The organism is Paeniglutamicibacter cryotolerans (assembly GCF_014190875.1).
Taxonomy (GTDB): Bacteria; Actinomycetota; Actinomycetes; order Actinomycetales; family Micrococcaceae; genus Paeniglutamicibacter; species Paeniglutamicibacter cryotolerans.
Genome location: NZ_JACHVS010000001.1, coordinates 925,270 through 941,282 on the forward strand (window position 1 = coordinate 925,270; position 16,013 = coordinate 941,282).

Genomic DNA, 16,013 nt, shown 5'->3' on the forward strand with positions numbered 1-16,013 from the left:
TATCTCTTTCGTTTTCGTGCTTGGATCAGGTGATGGAGACGAGGTCGTAGTCGCTGAGCAGCACGCCGTGTTCGCGGGTCCAATAGACCCAGGCGCGGTCCCCGGAGACCAGTGTGGTGCCGTGCTCGCGGGAGGCGCGCACGATGCCGGTGGATCCGTCGGGCAGTTCGAGTTCGTATTTGTGCCCGGAGCCGAGGTAGATGTTCTGGATGACGGTGACCGGGACCATGGTGGAGCCCTGCGGGACTTGCACAGCGTGCTCTACCACGCGCATTTGCTCGGGCCGCAGCACTAGCGCACCCTTGGTGGGCACCGTTTTAGTAACCGGGCCATTGAGGGTGGTGCCATGGAAGTCCATGGACCAGTCGCGCCCGTTGCTGTCCACCGCGGCCTTGAAGACGGTGGATTCACCCATGAACTTGGCCACGAACAGGGACTCTGGACGCTCGTAGAGATCCGAGCTGGTGCCGACCTGCTCGATGCGCCCGTTATTGAAGATGGCGATGCGGTCCGAGAGGATCAGTGCTTCTTCCTGATCGTGGGTGACGAACACGAAGGTGCGCCCTACCTCTTGGTGGATGCGCTTGATCTCCAGCTGCAACTTCTCGCGCAGGTTCTTGTCCAGGGCGCCGAGCGGTTCATCCATGAGCAGTGCCATCGGGTCAAAAACCATGGCCCGGGCGAACGCGACACGCTGCTGCTGGCCGCCGGAGAGCTCCTTCGGGTAGCGGCCTTCATAGCCGGAGAGGCCCACGGTGTTCAGCACCTGGGTGATCATCTGGGACTGTTTGTCCTTGGGGACCTTGCGTTGGCGCAGCGGGAAGGCGATATTTTCGGCGACGCTCATGTGCGGAAAGAGGGCGTAGTGCTGGAAGACCACACCGAGTCCGCGTTGGTGCGCCGGGACGTGGTCCACGCGCCGACCGTCGATTTCGATGGACCCGCTTGAGAGGTCAGTGAAACCGGCAATGAGGTTCAGCGTGGTGGTCTTACCCGAACCCGAGGGACCCAGCAGGGTGATGAATTCGCCTGGCTTGATGCTCAGTGAGACGTCGCGCACCGCGATGGATTTGTCGTAGCGTTTGGTGGCGTTGTTGACATCGATGCGGATGCCGGTCGTGGGGTTAGACATGTTTCCTCCTGCGCATGCTCAACAGGCCAACGGCGATGATGACGGTGGTGAGCAGCATGATCATGGTGGCTGCGGCGGCGATAGTGGGGTCAGTGTCGCGGGTGACCGATGCATACATCTTCACCGGCAGGGTTTCTAGGTAAGGGCTCTTGATGAAGATCGAGAGCACGACCTCGTCGAACGAGGTGACGAACGCGAACAGGGCGCCGGAGACGACTCCGGGCATGATCAGCGGCAGCATCACGGTACGGAACGCGTTCCAGCGACTGGCCCCGAGGCTGGCGGCGGCCGTGCTCAGGCGTTCGTCGTAGCCGGCCAAGGCCGCGGTGACGGAGACCAGCACGAACGGGATGGCCAGGATGGAGTGGGCGGCGACGAAGCCGATGAGGGTCCCCAGCAGTTGGAAGCGCAGGAACAGGGCGTAGATGCCGATGGCCAAGATGATGGCCGGGACCACCAGCGGTGCTAGGACCAGGACTTGGGCGGCTTTGGCCCAGCGTCTGCGTTTCCAGGAGCGGATGCCCACGGCGGCCGCGGTGCCGAAGCTGGTGGCCACGATGACCACGATGACGGCAACCAGGATGGAGTTGCCGAAGGCGCTGGTCCAGGCGGGGTCTTCAAAGAAGTTCGTGTACCAGCGGGTGGACCACCCCGTGGGCGGGAAGCTGAGCGAGGCTTTGTCGGTGAAGCCCAGCGGGATGACCACCAAGGTGGGGGCCACCAGCAGGAACGCGACCAGGGCCGTGTAGATTCCGAGCAGGCTCCGGGTCAGGGGACGGTGTTTCATATCAGATCTCCATCGTCACCGGTGTGGCGTTTGCTGCGTTTGGTCAGCAGGGCCAGCAGGCCCAGCAGCAGGAGGGTTGCCACCAGGAGCAGGACCCCCAGGACGCTGCCCCGGCCCCATTGGAGCTGGCCGTTGACCTGAACGTAGATGTATTGGGAAATGAGCATTTGTGAGGGTGAGCCGAGCAAGGCGGGGGTGATGTAGAAGCCCAGTGCCTGGATGAAGACCAGCAGCGAGCCGGAGATCACCCCGGGCATGGCCAGCGGGACGAAGATCTTGAAGAATGCGACCGAGGGGCGGGCGCCGAGGCTGGCGGCGGCCTGGACCAGGCGCAGGTCGACGTTGCCCATGGCGGAGTATAGGGGCAGGACCATGAACGGCAGCAGGACCTGAACCATGCCAATGAGGATGCCGGTGGTGTTGCGGATCATGCTGAACGGGCCCAGACCCACCCAGGAAAGGACCTCGTTGACCAGCCCGGTGTCCTGGAGCAGGATGATCCAGGCGAAGGAGCGGATCATCAGGGAAGTCCAGAAGGGAATGAGTACGATGACGATCAACACGGTCTTCATCTTCTGGCTGGAGATGGTCATGAAGTAGGCGTAGGGGTAGGCCAGGGCCAGACAGATGACGGCGGAAAGCAGTGCGATCCACAGGGTGCGGCCCAGGATGACCCAGTTGGCGGAGTCGGAGGCGAACCACTGGTAGTTCTGGAAGCCCAGCACGGGGTCCGAGACGCTGGTCCACATGGATTCGGCCAGGGGGTAGGCGAATATGCCCGCGGCCAGGGCCAGTGCGGGCAGGATCAGCCAGGCGGGGCCGGGCCGGAATCTGCGTTTGCGGTCCGCGGCCCGGTCCGTGCGGCCGGAGGCGGGCTCCGGCCGCACGGTGTCGAGGGTTGGAAGGCTCATTTTGCGACCCAGGCGACCCACTGCTCGGCGACCTGGGTGTAGTTCTTGCCCCACCAGGCAAAGTCACTCTTGAGCACCTTGGGGGCAATGGCCGGGTCGGTGATCAGGAAGTTCTTCGCGGTCTCGCTCAGGTTCGGTTTGGCCTCGGTGTTGATCGGGGAGTAGGAGGTTTCCTCGGTCAGCTTCGCCTGCTGTTCGGCACCCAGGTAGTAATTGATCGCTGCCATGGATGCCTGGGGGTTTTTGGCGCCCTTGGGCACCGTCAGCGTGTCCATAACGACCGCGGATGCGTCCCAGAGCGGGGCGTAGTGGGCGCCGTTGTCCACGGCGCCGAAGGCGCGGCCGGACCACATGACCGACATGTCGACCTCCCCGGATTCGAGCATCTGCTGGGCCTGGGCCCCGGTGGTCCAGTAGACCAGGGAATCCTTGATGGTATCGAGCTTCTTGAAGGCCCGGTCCATGTCCAGCGGGTAGAGGTCCTTCGGATCCACACCGTCGGCGATCAGGGCACCTTCGATGATGCCGGCTTCGATGTTCTCGGTGCCGTCGATCGAGCGCTTGCCCGGGTACTTCGCGGTGTCGAAGAAGTCAGCCCACGAGGTGGGTGCGTCCTTGTACTTATCGGTGTTATACATCAGCACGTTGGCGTACTGCATAGCCGGGACGGCGCACTCGCTGACCAGCCCCTCGGGTACCTTGGAGACGTCGATGATGTCCAAGTCCAGCGGCATCAGTTCGGTTCCGCACTGGCTGGCCGCCCAATATGAGCCAGTGTCCACGATGTCCCAGGAGACGTTGTTGGATTCGACCTGGGCCTTGATTTTGGAGTATTCGGTCGGCCCATCGGAGAGGATCTTGGCTCCCGATTCCTTGCCGAACGGGGTAATCGCTGCCGCCATCTGGCCGTCCTGGTAGAGCCCGCCATAGGAGACGAAGGTGAGCGTCTGGCCCTTGAGCGCGTCGGCCTTGACGGTGCCTGCCTTAGCTGGCCCGCTGCCGAGATCTACTTCCGCGGCCGGAGCCCCGCTGCTGCTGCCGCAGGCGCTCAGCAGCAGCGCCGAGGCGGCTGCGAGCGATAGGACGGTGAAACCACGGGACTTTTTGGACTTCGAATCAATCATGACTGCTCCTACTTCGTTGTATGGATACTTCGTTTGCAGGCTTATTCAGCTTGTGGGCGGTGAAACTACCCACAGGACCTCGGCGGTCTCCCTGTCCAGGTTTCGCAGACCATGCTCGGTGGAGGAGACGTATTCGATACTGTCGCCCGGTTCGAGGATGTGCACCTCGTCCGCGAGGTAGAGTTCGACCCGTCCCTTGAGGCAGAGTACGAACTCTTGGGAGTTGCCATGGAAGTAATGTTGCGCACCGGTGCTGCCGCCGGGTTCGATATCGGCAGTGCAGATTTCAAGGTTGCGTAGCGGGGCCTTTGTGAGGATGAACTTGGTCAGTCCGTCCGCCATGGTGATCGAACGCCGATCCGCCCTGCGCAACACTCCACGGGACTCCTTGATGCCACCCTCGATGAGCTCAGCGGTGCTCACTCCCAGTGCGGTGGCTAGATTCTTCAGGCTGGCCACGCTCGCATTCGACCGGTCATTCTCCAGCTGGCTGATGAATCCCGAGCTGAGCCCCGTCGTGGAGGCCAACCGACGAAGGGTCAGGCCCCGGAGTTCACGTGCGGACCGTATGCGGGAGCCGAGGGTCTCCTCGGTCTCTGCATCTGCGCTCATTTACGCTGTGCCCCTTTCACCAAGACCAAACACCGTGTCCTGCCCCACTAAGCGGGACGTTCAGCAACCATAAAGGTTTTGTGATGCAGGACACAACACTTGAAAGGATTGTTGCCCTTCCGTGATCAGTTGTGGCTCCGCGGGAAGGTTGGCATAGGTTGACTAAATGGAGCGACGTGGACGACCCAAGGCCAATCCCGAATTATTAGAACCCATCCTGCTGGCGGTAGTGGGGCTCATTGCCCGGCGCGGAGTCGGCGTTATTTCGATGCGGGATGTGGCCGATGCCTCCGGAGTGTCGGTGGGGCGCCTACAGCACCATTTCGGAAGTCGCCGCAACCTGATGCTCCGGGCTCAGGAGTGGTTCCTGTATTCGGTCATCGAGGAAATCGGGGTCATGGCCGCCGGCGCGGACTCCCCATGGGACCGACTCACCCGCGTGTGCCTACGCGCCTCCGCCGGCGCCGATCAGGAGAGGCGAGCAGCGATCTGGATCGACCTGCTGGCCGAGGCCCAGCGCGACACCGAGGTGCGGTCGCTGGTGGAGGCCATTAACGACCGTTGGCTAGAGGTCTTGGAAGGCCTTGTCAGGGAGGGTGTCGCCTCCGGCGAGTTCAGGCCTGCGCTCGGGGCTCGGGAGTCGGCCTACATGTTAGTGATTTTCGTCGATGGGCTGGATGTTGCCGAACTGAGTGGACCCCCGGGAGAGGCGAGGCGCGAGGCGCGCTTGTTCACTGCTGCCCGGCTACTGCTTGGCCTGGAGGCCGAACAGGGCCCCTTGACAGCCCACGAGGAGATTGCCAATATATCCGTATTGGAAAATCAGGACGGAGTCACCCGGGCTCCACGCCACAGCCCGAGAGGCCTCCGCCCATGAATGCCACCCAGTCAGACCACCTCCCCTCCCGGGATCGGGGAGCCGTTCTGTCCCCGGGCCAGCTCGGACCGGTCACGTTACGCAACCGCGTCTTCAGCTCCGCCCACCAAACCTCGCTGGTCCGGGACCATGTACCTACCGATGATCTGCGGGCATACCATGAGGAGCGTGCACGTGGCGGGATAGGAGCCATCTTCCTGGAGGCGACCGCAGTGCACGCCAGTGGCCTGCTCACGGCCAAAACCATGGGTGGGTACCTGCCCGAAATCGTCGAGCCCCTGGCTGCCGTCACCCGGGCCGTGCAACGCAACGGCGCCAAGATTTTCGTCCAGCTCTTTCATGGTGGACGCGAACAAATCGCTTCCGCACCTAAGGCCGCGGCACTAGCGCCTAGTGCGGTGCCGTCTGCCCGTTTCCATGTCGAGCCCCGCGCCATGGACGCCGAAGATATTGCCGAGCTCGTGGCCGGATATGCGCTCTCCGCCCGCCACATGGCAGAAGCTGGGCTGGACGGCGTCGAGATCTCTGCCTCCCACGCCTATCTTCCTGCCCAGTTCATCGCTCCGCGCACTAACCTGCGCACTGACGACTACGGCGGGGAACTGCGCAATCGACTACGCTTCCTGCTCGAGGTCATCGCGGCGGTGCGAGCCAACTTAAGCCCCGACATGGCCCTTGGCGTGAGGGTGGCCCTCGATGAGATCAGCCCCGGTGCCATGGGCTATGACGAATGCGCCGAGGTCTCCGAGATCCTAGCCCGTGAGGCGGGAATCGACTTCATTTCCCTTGTGGTCGGTGACTCGGCGACCTATCAGGGATCGACGTTCATCGCTCCCCGGGCGTCCACCATGCCCGCGAGCATCATCGAGCGGCTCCACGGGATCAAGGCCCGACTCGGTGGCAACGTCTCCGTGCTGGCCACCACCCGCATCACCGAACTCGACGAGGCCGATGCGGCAGTGGCCCGAGGCGCCCTGGACTTTGTGGGCATGACTAGGGCGCATATCGCCGACCCGCACCTGATCCGGAAGGCACAGGATGGAGCGAGCGCGATTCCCTGCATTGGCTGTAATGTCGGATGCATTGGGCACTACCATGCGGGGCTTCCCATCGCCTGCGTCATGAACGTGGCCACCGGACGCGAACGCACCACTGCGCAGCCGGTCCGCATCGAGCCAATCCGTAGCGCCGGGAACCTGGCCGTGCTTGGGGCCGGGCCGGCCGGCATTGCGGCCGCCGTCGCCGGGTCCGAAGCTGGCAAGAACGTGACCGTCTTCGAAAAGACCGGTGCCATCGGGGGCCAGCTGCGTCTGGCCGGAACCGCTCCCGACCACGCAGCTGTGTGGGAAGCCTGGTCCACCTGGGCCCGGACAGGGATCGCCGAAAACCAGATCGAGGTACTCCTGGGCCAAGAACCAGACCCCGGCATACTGGCGGGATTCGACGAGGTCGTCGTGGCCACCGGTGCACGGCCCTACCGTGATCGTAGCCTGTGGGCTACGGACACCGTACACACAGTGCTCGATGCGTGGGAAGTTCTGGAAAGCCCCGGAGCCGTCCAAGGACCAGTGCTCGTGGCAGATTGGGGAGGAGACCCCACAGGGCTGGACTGCGCCGAGGTCCTTCTGGGCCGGGGCCTGGAAGTCCAGTATTCCTACGCCGGACCATCACCAACCGAGCAAGTGCACCAATACCAGCGCAATGGCTACCTGGGTCGGCTTGACAATGCCGGGCTAGTACTGCTTCCGCACCTTGAGCTGTCGACCAGTGACGGGGAGCTGACCCTACGCAACGTGTTTTCCGGCCGATTGGTGGAAATTGACCCGGCCATCAGAACGATCGTGGCCTCTCACGGGCGGGTCCCACACACATACGCGGGCTGCGCGGAACTGGCCGGCCCGGTCAGTGTCGTGGGGGACGCATTGGGACCACGGACTCTGGAAGAGGCCATGCTCGAGGGCACCCTCGCCGGTGGCCGTTGAGAGAAGTCATGCGGATGGACGCAGTGCGCTCACCCTTCTCCGCATCCCGGAAGGCCAGTGCACCCGCATGGCAATGACGGGGTACATCGAGTCTTGATACAACAGGCGCCAGTTGCACAGCGTCAACCAGGGGTTGCCGCCGGCCAAGGTTCGGGATGAATACCGGAACCAGCTCAAGGCGATTACGGCGTCAGAGGAAATATCAATGAAGCCGTCTCAAAAGCTTGACGAAGACAGCCGGGATTTTAGGGAAGTTTGTATATGTGAGTTGGCGGATGATCGGATAAGGACGAGGGGATCTCATTTTGCAAGCCTTAGCACGAGCTAAGTGCCAAGTGACCCAAATCGCTCATAATTCAAGGTGTCCACACGGGTCACGTTTCAGATTTATTGATCAGTGATCAGAGTATTCCAGCCCGATGTCCCGCCTGCATGGCCAACCAGAACTTGCTCGTACCCTCTGTTGATGAGGGGTGTAGGCCCGTCAGCTTCTCGATGGAATTTAGCCGGTAAACCAAAGTCTGCCGGTGGATATTCAATGCCTTTGAAGCCTGAAGGAAGGACCGGTCACAGCCCAGAAATAACTCCAACGACCGGTAGAGGTCACCATTATTAGCTTGGTCGTGGGCAGTGATCGGGCCCAAGAATTTCTCCACTAACGCGCGAGAGCCGGAAACGCTGCGTGGAAAAAAGTCGTCCGCTTCATTCCCCTCGCCATACGTGCACTGTTCCGCTCCGGAGTCCTGAGCGTCCCGTAGCGACAGCATCGCTTGCCGACGTGCTTCGGGTACCCCGTTGACTCCGGAGAGGGGCAGACTGATGCCCACTTGGGTACCTTGTCCTAGCAATCCGGCAAGTTTCGAGATCCGGGGAATGTCATTGTACATGAGGATCAGCAGCGCCTCGTCATCCATGGCCAATAACATGCCGGCGTTCTGAATGGCCGACGCAAAGTGAATGGTGTCGCCATCGTATTCACCACCCAGCCCCACGCAGATTCGCAAGAATACCAAGTCCTTAGAATCGTGGAGCTTGCCCATGAATGAGGTTACCGCCGAGAGCTCAACCGCCCCTTTGAGCAGGCTGCAAAGGATTTGTTCACCTTCGGTGCGCCTCTGATCCAACGACTTTGCATGTTGTTCCAGGTCCAAGGCGGTGATGCCTGCTGCGTAGTGCGCCAGCCGAGCGTCAGGCGGCGACGTGGATTCCGTCCTCAGGCACAGAGAAGTACGCATCCGGCCGGGAACGGGAATGATACTGCTGTCGCTGTCGCCAGCGTCACCCTTCATGCCCTGGTGAGACGACACCAAGACCTGCCCGGTGACGTCATCGATGAGCTGCATGCGCCACCCCAGCGCGCGTGCAACGGCCTCCAGTCTTTGTATTCGGTCGGCTCCGCGGGCGAGCGCCTCCCCGTAGGCATCAAACAGGCGCTTGGCCTTCTCCAATCGGAGATGCTCCAGGTCCAGAGAATTCTTGATGACGATACGTGCCAAGGAGACGAACTCCAGCTCAAAGGAAGCGCTCAGCAGCGGAAATTGCAATTCGTCGGCCAGCTGAAGCATCGCTTCGTGGACCGGTGGCGCGCCTGGATGCGGCGCAATGATGAGCCCACTTACCCCGGCGTCGATGATGCGATTCAGCCAATTGGCCTGCGCCGCGCCGGAAGGCATCCCGGCTCCAGTTGTCATGAGCAGGTCCCCGCGGTTCACCCACTGCCATGGGTCTGGAAGGTCTACTGCGTGGGCCCAAGAAACCGGGCGTCTACCGCCACTCAGGCCTGCCAGGTATTCAATGCCAAGTCCGGGCATTAGCACAAGGTTGTCGACGGTAATCACCAAAGCTGGATGCCTGACTTTGTTAGAAGGTATAAGCGATGATTGACACTTTAGCAAAAAGTAGCATGGCGCACGTCACATATTTCGACCACCCTCGGAGTAACGAATGAAAGGATGAACCATGCCGAGTAAGTCCCGGACTAAACCACGACTCCGAGAAATCGAAACTCCCGAAGTCGGGGTGCCCGTCTGGGCGGAGCCCAAGCCTGAGGCTAAACGTCCAGCTTTGACCAATGACCGTACCGCAGATGTTGTTATTGTCGGGGCCGGGTATACCGGCTTATGGACGGCGTATTACCTGCTGAAGGAAGACCCCACATTGGATGTGGTGATTCTCGAACGTGAATATGCCGGATTCGGCGCATCGGGTCGCAACGGTGGTTGGTGCTCGGCGATCTTCCCCATCAGTTTGGGACACCTCGCGAAACTGCACAACCATCAGGCTGCCATGGACCTGCAGCATGCCATGAACGACACTGTCGACGAAGTGGGCAGAGTTGTAGCCGAGGAGGCGATTGATTGCGACTATAGCAAGGAAGGCTTCCTCTCGCTGGCGCGCTCGAGTGCCCAACTTCAGCGGGCCAAAACCACCATCGCCGGCGCGCGGGACTTCGGGCTTCCGAGCCAGTGGAATTTACGTACGCAGGAGGAAGCCCGATCCATGATCGGAGCTGAGGGAACCCTCGGGGCTGCATACACCCCACACTGCGCCTTGGTCCATCCAGGAAAACTAGTGCGCGGGCTTGCTGAGACCGTCGAACGGATGGGGGCGACTATCCACGAGAACACCGCAGCCACACACATCGCACCCGGTCAGGTGGACACGGAGAGAGGGCGAGTCAACGCCAAGTTCGTGGTTCGCGCGACCGAGGGCTACACCTCGGAGCTACCTGGCCAAGAACGCACATTGGTTCCTCTATATTCTCTGGTGTTAGCCACCGAGCCATTACCTGAGACTGTCCGGAACGAATTACAGCTAAACCACCGTTTCGGATTCAACGACTTGCGCAATTTGCGCATCTATGCGCAAATGACCAAAGACGGGCGCATGGTCTTCGGTGGTCGCGGGGCCCCCTATCACTTCGGCTCAGCGGTACAGGCGGGATACGACGTTAATAACGCCATCCATGCCAAGATCCACCGGACCATGATTGATTTCTTCCCCATGCTCAAGGACGCCGCGATCACTCACCGTTGGGGCGGTCCGCTGGGAGTACCTCGAGATTGGCACCCGTCGGTGGGGCTGGAAAGCAGCACGGGTCTGGCCTGGGCCGGGCCGTATGTCGGGGACGGAGTCGCCACCAGCAACCTAGCTGCTCGGATACTGCGCAATCTCATCTTGGGTAAGATGGACCGACTAAACAACCTGCCCATTGTTGATCACCGTTCCCCCCAGTGGGAACCCGAGCCGCTGCGGTGGCTGCTAGTAAACATGGGTCTCGTCGCGGCCTCGGCTGGAGATCTTGAAGAGCGGATCACCAACAAACCATCGAATATTTCCAAGTTACTCGAGAAGATCACTGGCGCACACTAAGGAGAAATCATGGCAGCCATGACCCATATAAAAAAGACAGATGTCGAGGGGCATTTGCCCGAAGCCGGCATTCGAGCAGGAGCCGACAGCGGGAATCCGATGCTCAATGTCCAAGCGCTGGAACACATCACCGGCAGCAACGTGGGTATCTGGGAATGTCAACCCGGAGGATGGCCGGTTGTCGACCGATCCGACACTGAAGTTTGTTACATCCTGGCCGGCGCGGCAAGAATCACCGACGAAGCCAGCGGTGACGTCCGCGAGATCGCAGCTGGAGACCTCGTGGTACTTCCTGTGGGATGGACCGGTCGATGGGACGTCACCGAAACAGTCCGCAAGGTCTACGCAATTTATTAGCGACAAAGGCGACGCCCCGGCGAATTCATACGGGTCGCGGAGGCCATGCCCCTGTTACAGCGTGGATTGTGGAAACCTGGGCTGAAGTTATATGTGCCGTTTCCACGAGGTCCCAGCTAATCCGGGGAAACGGCCCCCGGTCGCGCCCACACCCCCAGCGTTTCCGTACGGAAAAGTGGCTCTTATGATGCTTCCGTGGGTCATCCGCGCCCCGGGAGCACCGGTTTGTGGCCACCGAGGCTGAGCATCGCCAGACTGATCAAGGCTTCAGGGGACTTGAACCCGAACGCACCCGGGTCATCAACCTGATTTTCGCATTCATGGATTCGACCCGCCCGTTACTTATTTTCCACATCGGGCATTTTTAGCCCGTTTGAGTGCCGATTCGCTCGTGGCCCTTCGAGATCGAACCCGGGACCCTACTTGAGGTAATGGTCGAAGTCCGCCATGGTGATCATGTTGCTGGTCGGATCTTCCAATCCGCGTACAGCTTCGCGTAGTAGGGGTCGTCGATCAGATCCCGCATGGCAACGCGCAGCGCCTTGGTCAATTCGCTTCCCTTCTTCACGGCCATGCCTACACCGACCGGCTGGTAAGCCGGGCCGCTGGCCACTTCGAACTTACCGCCGGACTGCTGACCCTGGTAGGCCAGAGTGCTTCCCGTGGAGATCATGCCTTCGATGCGGCCGGAGGTCAGCGCCAAGTTGACATCGGACTGGCTCGGGAAGGTCTTGAGGTCGATCGACTCCTTACCGGCGTCGGTGCAGGCCTTGGAGAATTCCGGGCCCTGGATCAGGGCCTGGATTGAACCGTTCTGCGCTCCAATGGCGTGCCCGCACATGCTGTTGTCCTCCAGGTGCAGATCCAACGGGTTGCCCTTGGTCACACCCAGAGCCGTACCGCCTTGGAGGTAGGGGACGAAGTCGACGATCTTGGTGCGTTCGGGCCTGATGCCAAAAGATGACATGCACACATCGAACTTACCCGAGGCAAGGCCGGGAAGGATCGTATCGAAGGTTGCAGCCTTGTGCTCCGGCTTGAGACCCAGTGAAGCCGCCAGGTGATCGGTCAGATCGATTTCGAATCCGATCATGGTCTTGCCGTCGGTGGCAAAGTACTCGAACGGCGCATACGAGGGATCCGAGGCGATGGTCAAGATGCCTTTGTCCCGGATCTCAGCGGGGGGCAGTGCGCGCGCCGCCTCGTTGACGCCCTTCTCTTGAATACCGGCATCGGTTGACTTCGCCTCGGCCACGCTGCCCTCCGCCGAGGCGTTGGTGCAGGCCGTGAGCGCGAAGACGGTAGCCACGGCAACGGAAAAGACCGCCAGTGGACGCTTGATGGAATTCATGAAATGCCTTTCGAAAATTTGCCGACTTGAAAAAGAGGAAAGAGAGGATTTCCTTGCGTCATGGACTCAGTAACAAGCCCAAGGTTTGGCCTGGTTCTTGATGGAAGGCTGGGCTTTTTTATCCCCGTTGTCCGGCCGGTTACCTGCTACCGGAGTTGGCATTTCACACCTTCCCAGTGCACGTATACACTGCATTCAAGTGATTGTTGTGATGTCAATCACTAGTTTTGCCTAGTGGGAACGGCCCCCCCATGACAATCACACCCGCCGTCGACTAGGTCGATAACGCCACACCACGACACGGCATCCACCGGCCGGACGGGAAGGAAACGCAATGAACGAAATCATGGCGGAGCCCCTGGTCGCCCGGGTGTACCGCATCCTCAGCGAGGACATCGTCACCGGCCGCATCGCACCCGGGACGCCCCTGATCCAAAAGCAGCTGGCCGCCCGCTTCGAAGTTTCCAGGACCCCCATTCGCGACGTCCTCACCCAGCTCACCGCCGACGGACTGGCCCAACTGATCTCCGGCAAGGGCTGCTTCGTCAGCAATGTTTCCCGCGATGCCGTCACCGACGTCTACGCCGTACGCGCGGCGTTGGAGGAACCGGTCTTCCGGACGGTTTTTGGAAAGCACACCGCCCTGCAGCTACATCAACTGCGCATCCTAGCCACCGAAACACTGCAGGTCTCCCCTGAAAACGGCGAAGAATTCTACGAGGCGTCACTGCAATTCCACCAACTGCTCATGGCTCCATGCCCAGGGCTCCTGACGTATCAAAATTGCAGTAAATGAGAACCGCGGATTTCTGCGGTTTTTCTTTGCCTACCCCCGCAGTGAATTCGCCAGGCGTGTATGGCATCATCATGCTGCAGCTTCTCGCCTCGATCTCCGTTCTGATCTTCATCATGCGCAACAGGCAGCTCGCGCGTCGGTGGTACGTCCTGCCGACTGCAATCATCTCGGTGGTCGCGATGGCCGTGTTGCTTGTGGTCCTGGTAATCACCATCGACTACCTGACCTCAGCTGGCCCCGCGATCAACGCGGTCATCCTCGCCGTCGTTCCCATGGTGCTGCTGCTCGGCGCCTTCTATGCACTGAACCTGCGCGTACGTCGGCCTGAGGTGTTCGCACGGATCGGCGGCGCCGATCCGGAATCGGCCCGCGTCGAGATCGGAGAAGCCCGATGGCGCACGAAGGCATAGCCGACCTGGTGGTCATCGCGAGCACGGTCATCACCATGGCACCGGACTCGATGACAGACGCCGCCGAGGGTGTGGTCATTGTCCCTGGCGAGGCAGTGGCGCTCGGGACCAGGATTGCGTTGCAGCCCTGCATCGGCGAGACGACGCGAGTGATCGACCTTCCCGATGCGGTGATCCTGCCGGGGTTCGTCGACAGCCACATCCATCCGGTATTCGGTATCAAACTCACCCGCGGTGCGGACCTCAGTCGATGCCGCACCCTCGCTGGCGTCGAGTCGACGCTTCGCGCCGAGGTCACCAGGCTGGCCGCTGAGGACTGGCTGCTCGGCTGGGGCCTTGACCCGAACGCTTTCGGAGAAGAGCCCGTGCCCCCCACGGTCCTGAGCTCCGTGGCAGGAGAGCGGCCTGCGTTTATCCGCTTCTTCGACGACAATGCCGCTCTGGCGTCCGATGCCGCGCTCACGCTGGGTGGGGTCACCGGTCTCGAAGAGTTCACCGACGGCTCACGCGTGGTGACCGACGACCAGGGTCCGAACAGATACCTCCTCGAACTTAAGGCCATCCATCTCATGGAAGCCGTCCTCTCGCCACTGCGCTTCGGTCACCGCGCTGAAGCACTCTTCGACGTGTTCCTGCACCGGGCGCGTGGCGGATTCATGTCCGGGCAGGTGCAGGGTCTCGCACCCGATGCGATCGGGCTCTTCCAGATGATCGAAGCGACGCGCGACCTGCCGATCAGGCTTCGCATCTCGCCCTGGCATCTACCGCGGGCGCCGCTCGAAAAGGTGTCCCGGCTGGCCGAGTTGAAGGGCACCCATGGCTGGCACTGGGTCGTGGAGGGCGTCAAGCTCATGATCGACGGCACCATCGACAACGGAACGGCCTGGCTTCATGAGCCGAACTGTCTGGGGGAGTCTCCGGCCTCGCTCTTGCTCAACCCGGAGCAGTACCGCCGCGCGCTCACGGAATACGCCGCGACGCATCGGATCGAGCACATTGAAACAAAGACGGATGCCGTGCTCTCCGTCTTCGTGACGTCGAAAGGGACCACAAACATGCAACCCACGCACTGCACGCTGTTCACTAAGGCGGATGAAAGCGACAACTGGTCGCGACGGCTGGGGCACGAGCACACTGAGCACGGATTGCGGACCCGCGATCTGGTCAGTGCCGGGATGCCGCTCGCACTCCGATCGGACTGGCCTGTCGCGCCGAGTGACACTGTTGGCATCCTTGCGCACGCCCAGCTGCGGCGCCCTCACGATGATCCCGACGCGACGCCGATCAATCCAAATCAGGCGCTCGATGCGCTGCGGGGGGCTGACCGTGGATCCGTATCGCACGGTCGGTCGTGTCCGCGGCATCCTCGCTGTCGGTGCTGTCGCGGACATCACGGTGCTTGATCGTGATCCTCGGGCGGTGAACCCCGAGACTCTGGGTGACGCCGTGGTGCTGTTGACCCTCGTGGACGGTCGCGTCGTCATCGATGCCAACGATCAGCGAGCGGTGTCGTCATGACGCCGTCACCTGAGCGCGTCGCCATCGTCACCGGTGCCGGCAGCGAGCACGGCATCGGCTTCTCCGCAGCCCGTCGTCTGGGTGCTGAAGGTATGCGCCTGGTTCTCACATCCACGACGGAGCGCATCTTCGTCCGCGTCGACGAGCTGCGAGCTGCGGGTGTGGAGGCTGTGGGGGTCGTCGCCGACCTCACGCGGCAGAGCGGGGTCGATGCCGTTGTGGCGTGCGCCGGTGAGACGTTCGGCGCCATCGATGTGCTGGTCAACAACGCCGGCATGACCTCGGTGTCCGACCCAGACATGCCAGGAGCCATCGACGATCTGTCCGCAGCCAGCTGGCACGCGTCTGTCGAGCGCAACCTGACCACCGCGTTCCTGATGACCCGCGCCGTCGTGGAGGGGATGCGGAACCGCGGCTATGGTCGCATCGTGAATGTCTCATCCGTGTCCGGGCCTGTCGCCGCCTTCGTCGGGGACGTCGCCTACCATGCGTCCAAAGCAGGAGTCGTCGGTTTGACTCGAGCTGCAGCGGTCGAGTTGGCGCCTGCAGGGATCACGGTGAACGCGGTCGCGCCGGGATGGATCGATACGGCCTCGGCGACAGACCGTGAAAGGGCGATGGGTGCGGCGACACCGGTCGGGCGCTCCGGCACTGCGCAGGAAGTCGCATACGTGATCGCGTTCCTCGCGGCCGAGGGGGCTTCTTACATCACCGGACAGTTAATCACTGTCGATGGAGCGAACTCCATCACTGAAGAGCGCGGTCATTGAGGCCCGTGACGAAC

16 protein-coding genes and 1 pseudogene are annotated in these 16,013 nt (G+C 61.6%); 9 read left to right on the plus strand and 8 right to left on the minus strand.

Going from position 1 to position 16,013, the window contains the following annotated elements; genetic code table 11:
- Positions 1-25: 25 nt before the first annotated feature.
- From E9229_RS04445 to E9229_RS04465, 5 genes are read right to left on the minus strand one after another with little or no spacing between them, the layout of a single operon-like run.
- The gene (locus tag E9229_RS04445) at positions 26-1,132 is read right to left on the minus strand and encodes an ABC transporter ATP-binding protein (protein ID WP_183510057.1); all 1,107 of its coding nucleotides are present in this window, start codon (positions 1,130-1,132) and stop codon (positions 26-28) included.
- Positions 1,125-1,919: an ABC transporter permease gene (locus E9229_RS04450; RefSeq protein ID WP_183510059.1), complete on the minus strand. Its 795-nt coding sequence runs from the start codon at positions 1,917-1,919 to the stop codon at positions 1,125-1,127. Before E9229_RS04450 ends, E9229_RS04445 begins: the two co-directional genes overlap by 8 nt.
- Positions 1,916-2,830, minus strand: a complete 915-nt coding sequence (locus E9229_RS04455; RefSeq protein ID WP_183510060.1) for an ABC transporter permease — start codon at positions 2,828-2,830, stop codon at positions 1,916-1,918. The genes E9229_RS04450 and E9229_RS04455 overlap by 4 nt, the downstream gene beginning before the upstream one ends.
- On the minus strand, positions 2,827-3,954 hold the full coding sequence (locus tag E9229_RS04460; protein WP_183510061.1) for an ABC transporter substrate-binding protein: 1,128 nt from the start codon (positions 3,952-3,954) through the stop codon (positions 2,827-2,829). Before E9229_RS04460 ends, E9229_RS04455 begins: the two co-directional genes overlap by 4 nt.
- 45 nt (positions 3,955-3,999) lie before the next feature.
- Positions 4,000-4,566 carry a helix-turn-helix domain-containing protein gene (locus E9229_RS04465; RefSeq protein ID WP_183510062.1) on the minus strand — a complete coding sequence of 189 codons (567 nt, stop codon included), beginning with the start codon at positions 4,564-4,566 and terminating at the stop codon, positions 4,000-4,002.
- A gap of 166 nt (positions 4,567-4,732) precedes the next feature.
- Between E9229_RS04465 and E9229_RS04470 the strand changes: the two genes are divergently transcribed.
- Both E9229_RS04470 and E9229_RS04475 read left to right on the plus strand, forming a co-directional pair.
- Positions 4,733-5,443: a TetR/AcrR family transcriptional regulator gene (locus E9229_RS04470; RefSeq protein ID WP_183510063.1), complete on the plus strand. Its 711-nt coding sequence runs from the start codon at positions 4,733-4,735 to the stop codon at positions 5,441-5,443.
- Positions 5,440-7,425: an oxidoreductase gene (locus tag E9229_RS04475; RefSeq protein ID WP_183510064.1), complete on the plus strand. Its 1,986-nt coding sequence runs from the start codon at positions 5,440-5,442 to the stop codon at positions 7,423-7,425. Before E9229_RS04470 ends, E9229_RS04475 begins: the two co-directional genes overlap by 4 nt.
- 401 nt (positions 7,426-7,826) lie before the next feature.
- On the opposite strand, the gene E9229_RS04480 is transcribed toward E9229_RS04475, so the two are convergent.
- Positions 7,827-9,236 carry a PucR family transcriptional regulator gene (locus E9229_RS04480; RefSeq protein WP_246380575.1) on the minus strand — a complete coding sequence of 470 codons (1,410 nt, stop codon included), beginning with the start codon at positions 9,234-9,236 and terminating at the stop codon, positions 7,827-7,829.
- Positions 9,237-9,384: 148 nt separating this feature from the next.
- Here E9229_RS04480 and E9229_RS04485 point away from each other — a divergent pair, with 148 nt between their 5' ends.
- Positions 9,385-10,797, plus strand: a complete 1,413-nt coding sequence (locus E9229_RS04485; protein WP_183510066.1) for an NAD(P)/FAD-dependent oxidoreductase — start codon at positions 9,385-9,387, stop codon at positions 10,795-10,797.
- Between the two features lie 9 nt (positions 10,798-10,806).
- Positions 10,807-11,154: a cupin domain-containing protein gene (locus E9229_RS04490; RefSeq protein WP_183510067.1), complete on the plus strand. Its 348-nt coding sequence runs from the start codon at positions 10,807-10,809 to the stop codon at positions 11,152-11,154.
- A 200-nt stretch (positions 11,155-11,354) separates the two neighbouring features.
- On the opposite strand, the pseudogene E9229_RS04495 reads toward E9229_RS04490, so the two are convergent.
- Both E9229_RS04495 and E9229_RS04500 read right to left on the minus strand, forming a co-directional pair.
- Positions 11,355-11,500, minus strand: a pseudogene (locus tag E9229_RS04495) (transposase); the annotation flags it as partial.
- Between the two features lie 108 nt (positions 11,501-11,608).
- Positions 11,609-12,505, minus strand: coding sequence for an ABC transporter substrate-binding protein (locus tag E9229_RS04500; RefSeq protein ID WP_183510068.1), 897 nt, complete (start codon positions 12,503-12,505; stop codon positions 11,609-11,611).
- A 334-nt stretch (positions 12,506-12,839) separates the two neighbouring features.
- On the opposite strand from E9229_RS04500, the gene E9229_RS04505 reads away from it, so the two are divergent.
- From E9229_RS04505 to E9229_RS04525, 5 genes are all read left to right on the plus strand, one after another.
- On the plus strand, positions 12,840-13,301 hold the full coding sequence (locus E9229_RS04505) for a GntR family transcriptional regulator (RefSeq protein WP_183510069.1): 462 nt from the start codon (positions 12,840-12,842) through the stop codon (positions 13,299-13,301).
- 71 nt (positions 13,302-13,372) lie between these two features.
- Positions 13,373-13,711 carry a hypothetical protein gene (locus E9229_RS04510; RefSeq protein WP_183510070.1) on the plus strand — a complete coding sequence of 113 codons (339 nt, stop codon included), beginning with the start codon at positions 13,373-13,375 and terminating at the stop codon, positions 13,709-13,711.
- Positions 13,693-15,114: an amidohydrolase family protein gene (locus E9229_RS04515; RefSeq protein ID WP_183510071.1), complete on the plus strand. Its 1,422-nt coding sequence runs from the start codon at positions 13,693-13,695 to the stop codon at positions 15,112-15,114. Before E9229_RS04510 ends, E9229_RS04515 begins: the two co-directional genes overlap by 19 nt.
- The gene (locus E9229_RS19995; RefSeq protein ID WP_407671323.1) at positions 15,017-15,229 is read left to right on the plus strand and encodes an amidohydrolase family protein; all 213 of its coding nucleotides are present in this window, start codon (positions 15,017-15,019) and stop codon (positions 15,227-15,229) included. The genes E9229_RS04515 and E9229_RS19995 overlap by 98 nt, the downstream gene beginning before the upstream one ends.
- A complete protein-coding gene (locus tag E9229_RS04525) occupies positions 15,226-15,999 on the plus strand; it encodes an SDR family NAD(P)-dependent oxidoreductase (RefSeq protein WP_183510074.1) in 774 nt (257 codons plus the stop codon). The genes E9229_RS19995 and E9229_RS04525 overlap by 4 nt, the downstream gene beginning before the upstream one ends.
- The last annotated feature ends 14 nt before the right edge of the window (positions 16,000-16,013 follow it).

What these genes read in the sequence shown, in the direction of transcription:
- E9229_RS04445 (WP_183510057.1), bottom strand. Translation starts at nt 1,132, where the DNA reads ATGTCTAACCCCACGACCGGCATCCGCATCGATGTCAACAACGCCACC.
- E9229_RS04450 (WP_183510059.1), bottom strand. Translation starts at nt 1,919, where the DNA reads ATGAAACACCGTCCCCTGACCCGGAGCCTGCTCGGAATCTACACGGCC.
- E9229_RS04455 (WP_183510060.1), bottom strand. Translation starts at nt 2,830, where the DNA reads ATGAGCCTTCCAACCCTCGACACCGTGCGGCCGGAGCCCGCCTCCGGC.
- E9229_RS04460 (WP_183510061.1), bottom strand. Translation starts at nt 3,954, where the DNA reads ATGATTGATTCGAAGTCCAAAAAGTCCCGTGGTTTCACCGTCCTATCG.
- E9229_RS04465 (WP_183510062.1), bottom strand. Translation starts at nt 4,566, where the DNA reads ATGAGCGCAGATGCAGAGACCGAGGAGACCCTCGGCTCCCGCATACGG.
- E9229_RS04470 (WP_183510063.1), top strand. Translation starts at nt 4,733, where the DNA reads ATGGAGCGACGTGGACGACCCAAGGCCAATCCCGAATTATTAGAACCC.
- E9229_RS04475 (WP_183510064.1), top strand. Translation starts at nt 5,440, where the DNA reads ATGAATGCCACCCAGTCAGACCACCTCCCCTCCCGGGATCGGGGAGCC.
- E9229_RS04480 (WP_246380575.1), bottom strand. Translation starts at nt 9,236, where the DNA reads ATGCCCGGACTTGGCATTGAATACCTGGCAGGCCTGAGTGGCGGTAGA.
- E9229_RS04485 (WP_183510066.1), top strand. Translation starts at nt 9,385, where the DNA reads ATGCCGAGTAAGTCCCGGACTAAACCACGACTCCGAGAAATCGAAACT.
- E9229_RS04490 (WP_183510067.1), top strand. Translation starts at nt 10,807, where the DNA reads ATGGCAGCCATGACCCATATAAAAAAGACAGATGTCGAGGGGCATTTG.
- E9229_RS04500 (WP_183510068.1), bottom strand. Translation starts at nt 12,505, where the DNA reads ATGAATTCCATCAAGCGTCCACTGGCGGTCTTTTCCGTTGCCGTGGCT.
- E9229_RS04505 (WP_183510069.1), top strand. Translation starts at nt 12,840, where the DNA reads ATGAACGAAATCATGGCGGAGCCCCTGGTCGCCCGGGTGTACCGCATC.
- E9229_RS04510 (WP_183510070.1), top strand. Translation starts at nt 13,373, where the DNA reads ATGCTGCAGCTTCTCGCCTCGATCTCCGTTCTGATCTTCATCATGCGC.
- E9229_RS04515 (WP_183510071.1), top strand. Translation starts at nt 13,693, where the DNA reads ATGGCGCACGAAGGCATAGCCGACCTGGTGGTCATCGCGAGCACGGTC.
- E9229_RS19995 (WP_407671323.1), top strand. Translation starts at nt 15,017, where the DNA reads ATGCGCTGCGGGGGGCTGACCGTGGATCCGTATCGCACGGTCGGTCGT.
- E9229_RS04525 (WP_183510074.1), top strand. Translation starts at nt 15,226, where the DNA reads ATGACGCCGTCACCTGAGCGCGTCGCCATCGTCACCGGTGCCGGCAGC.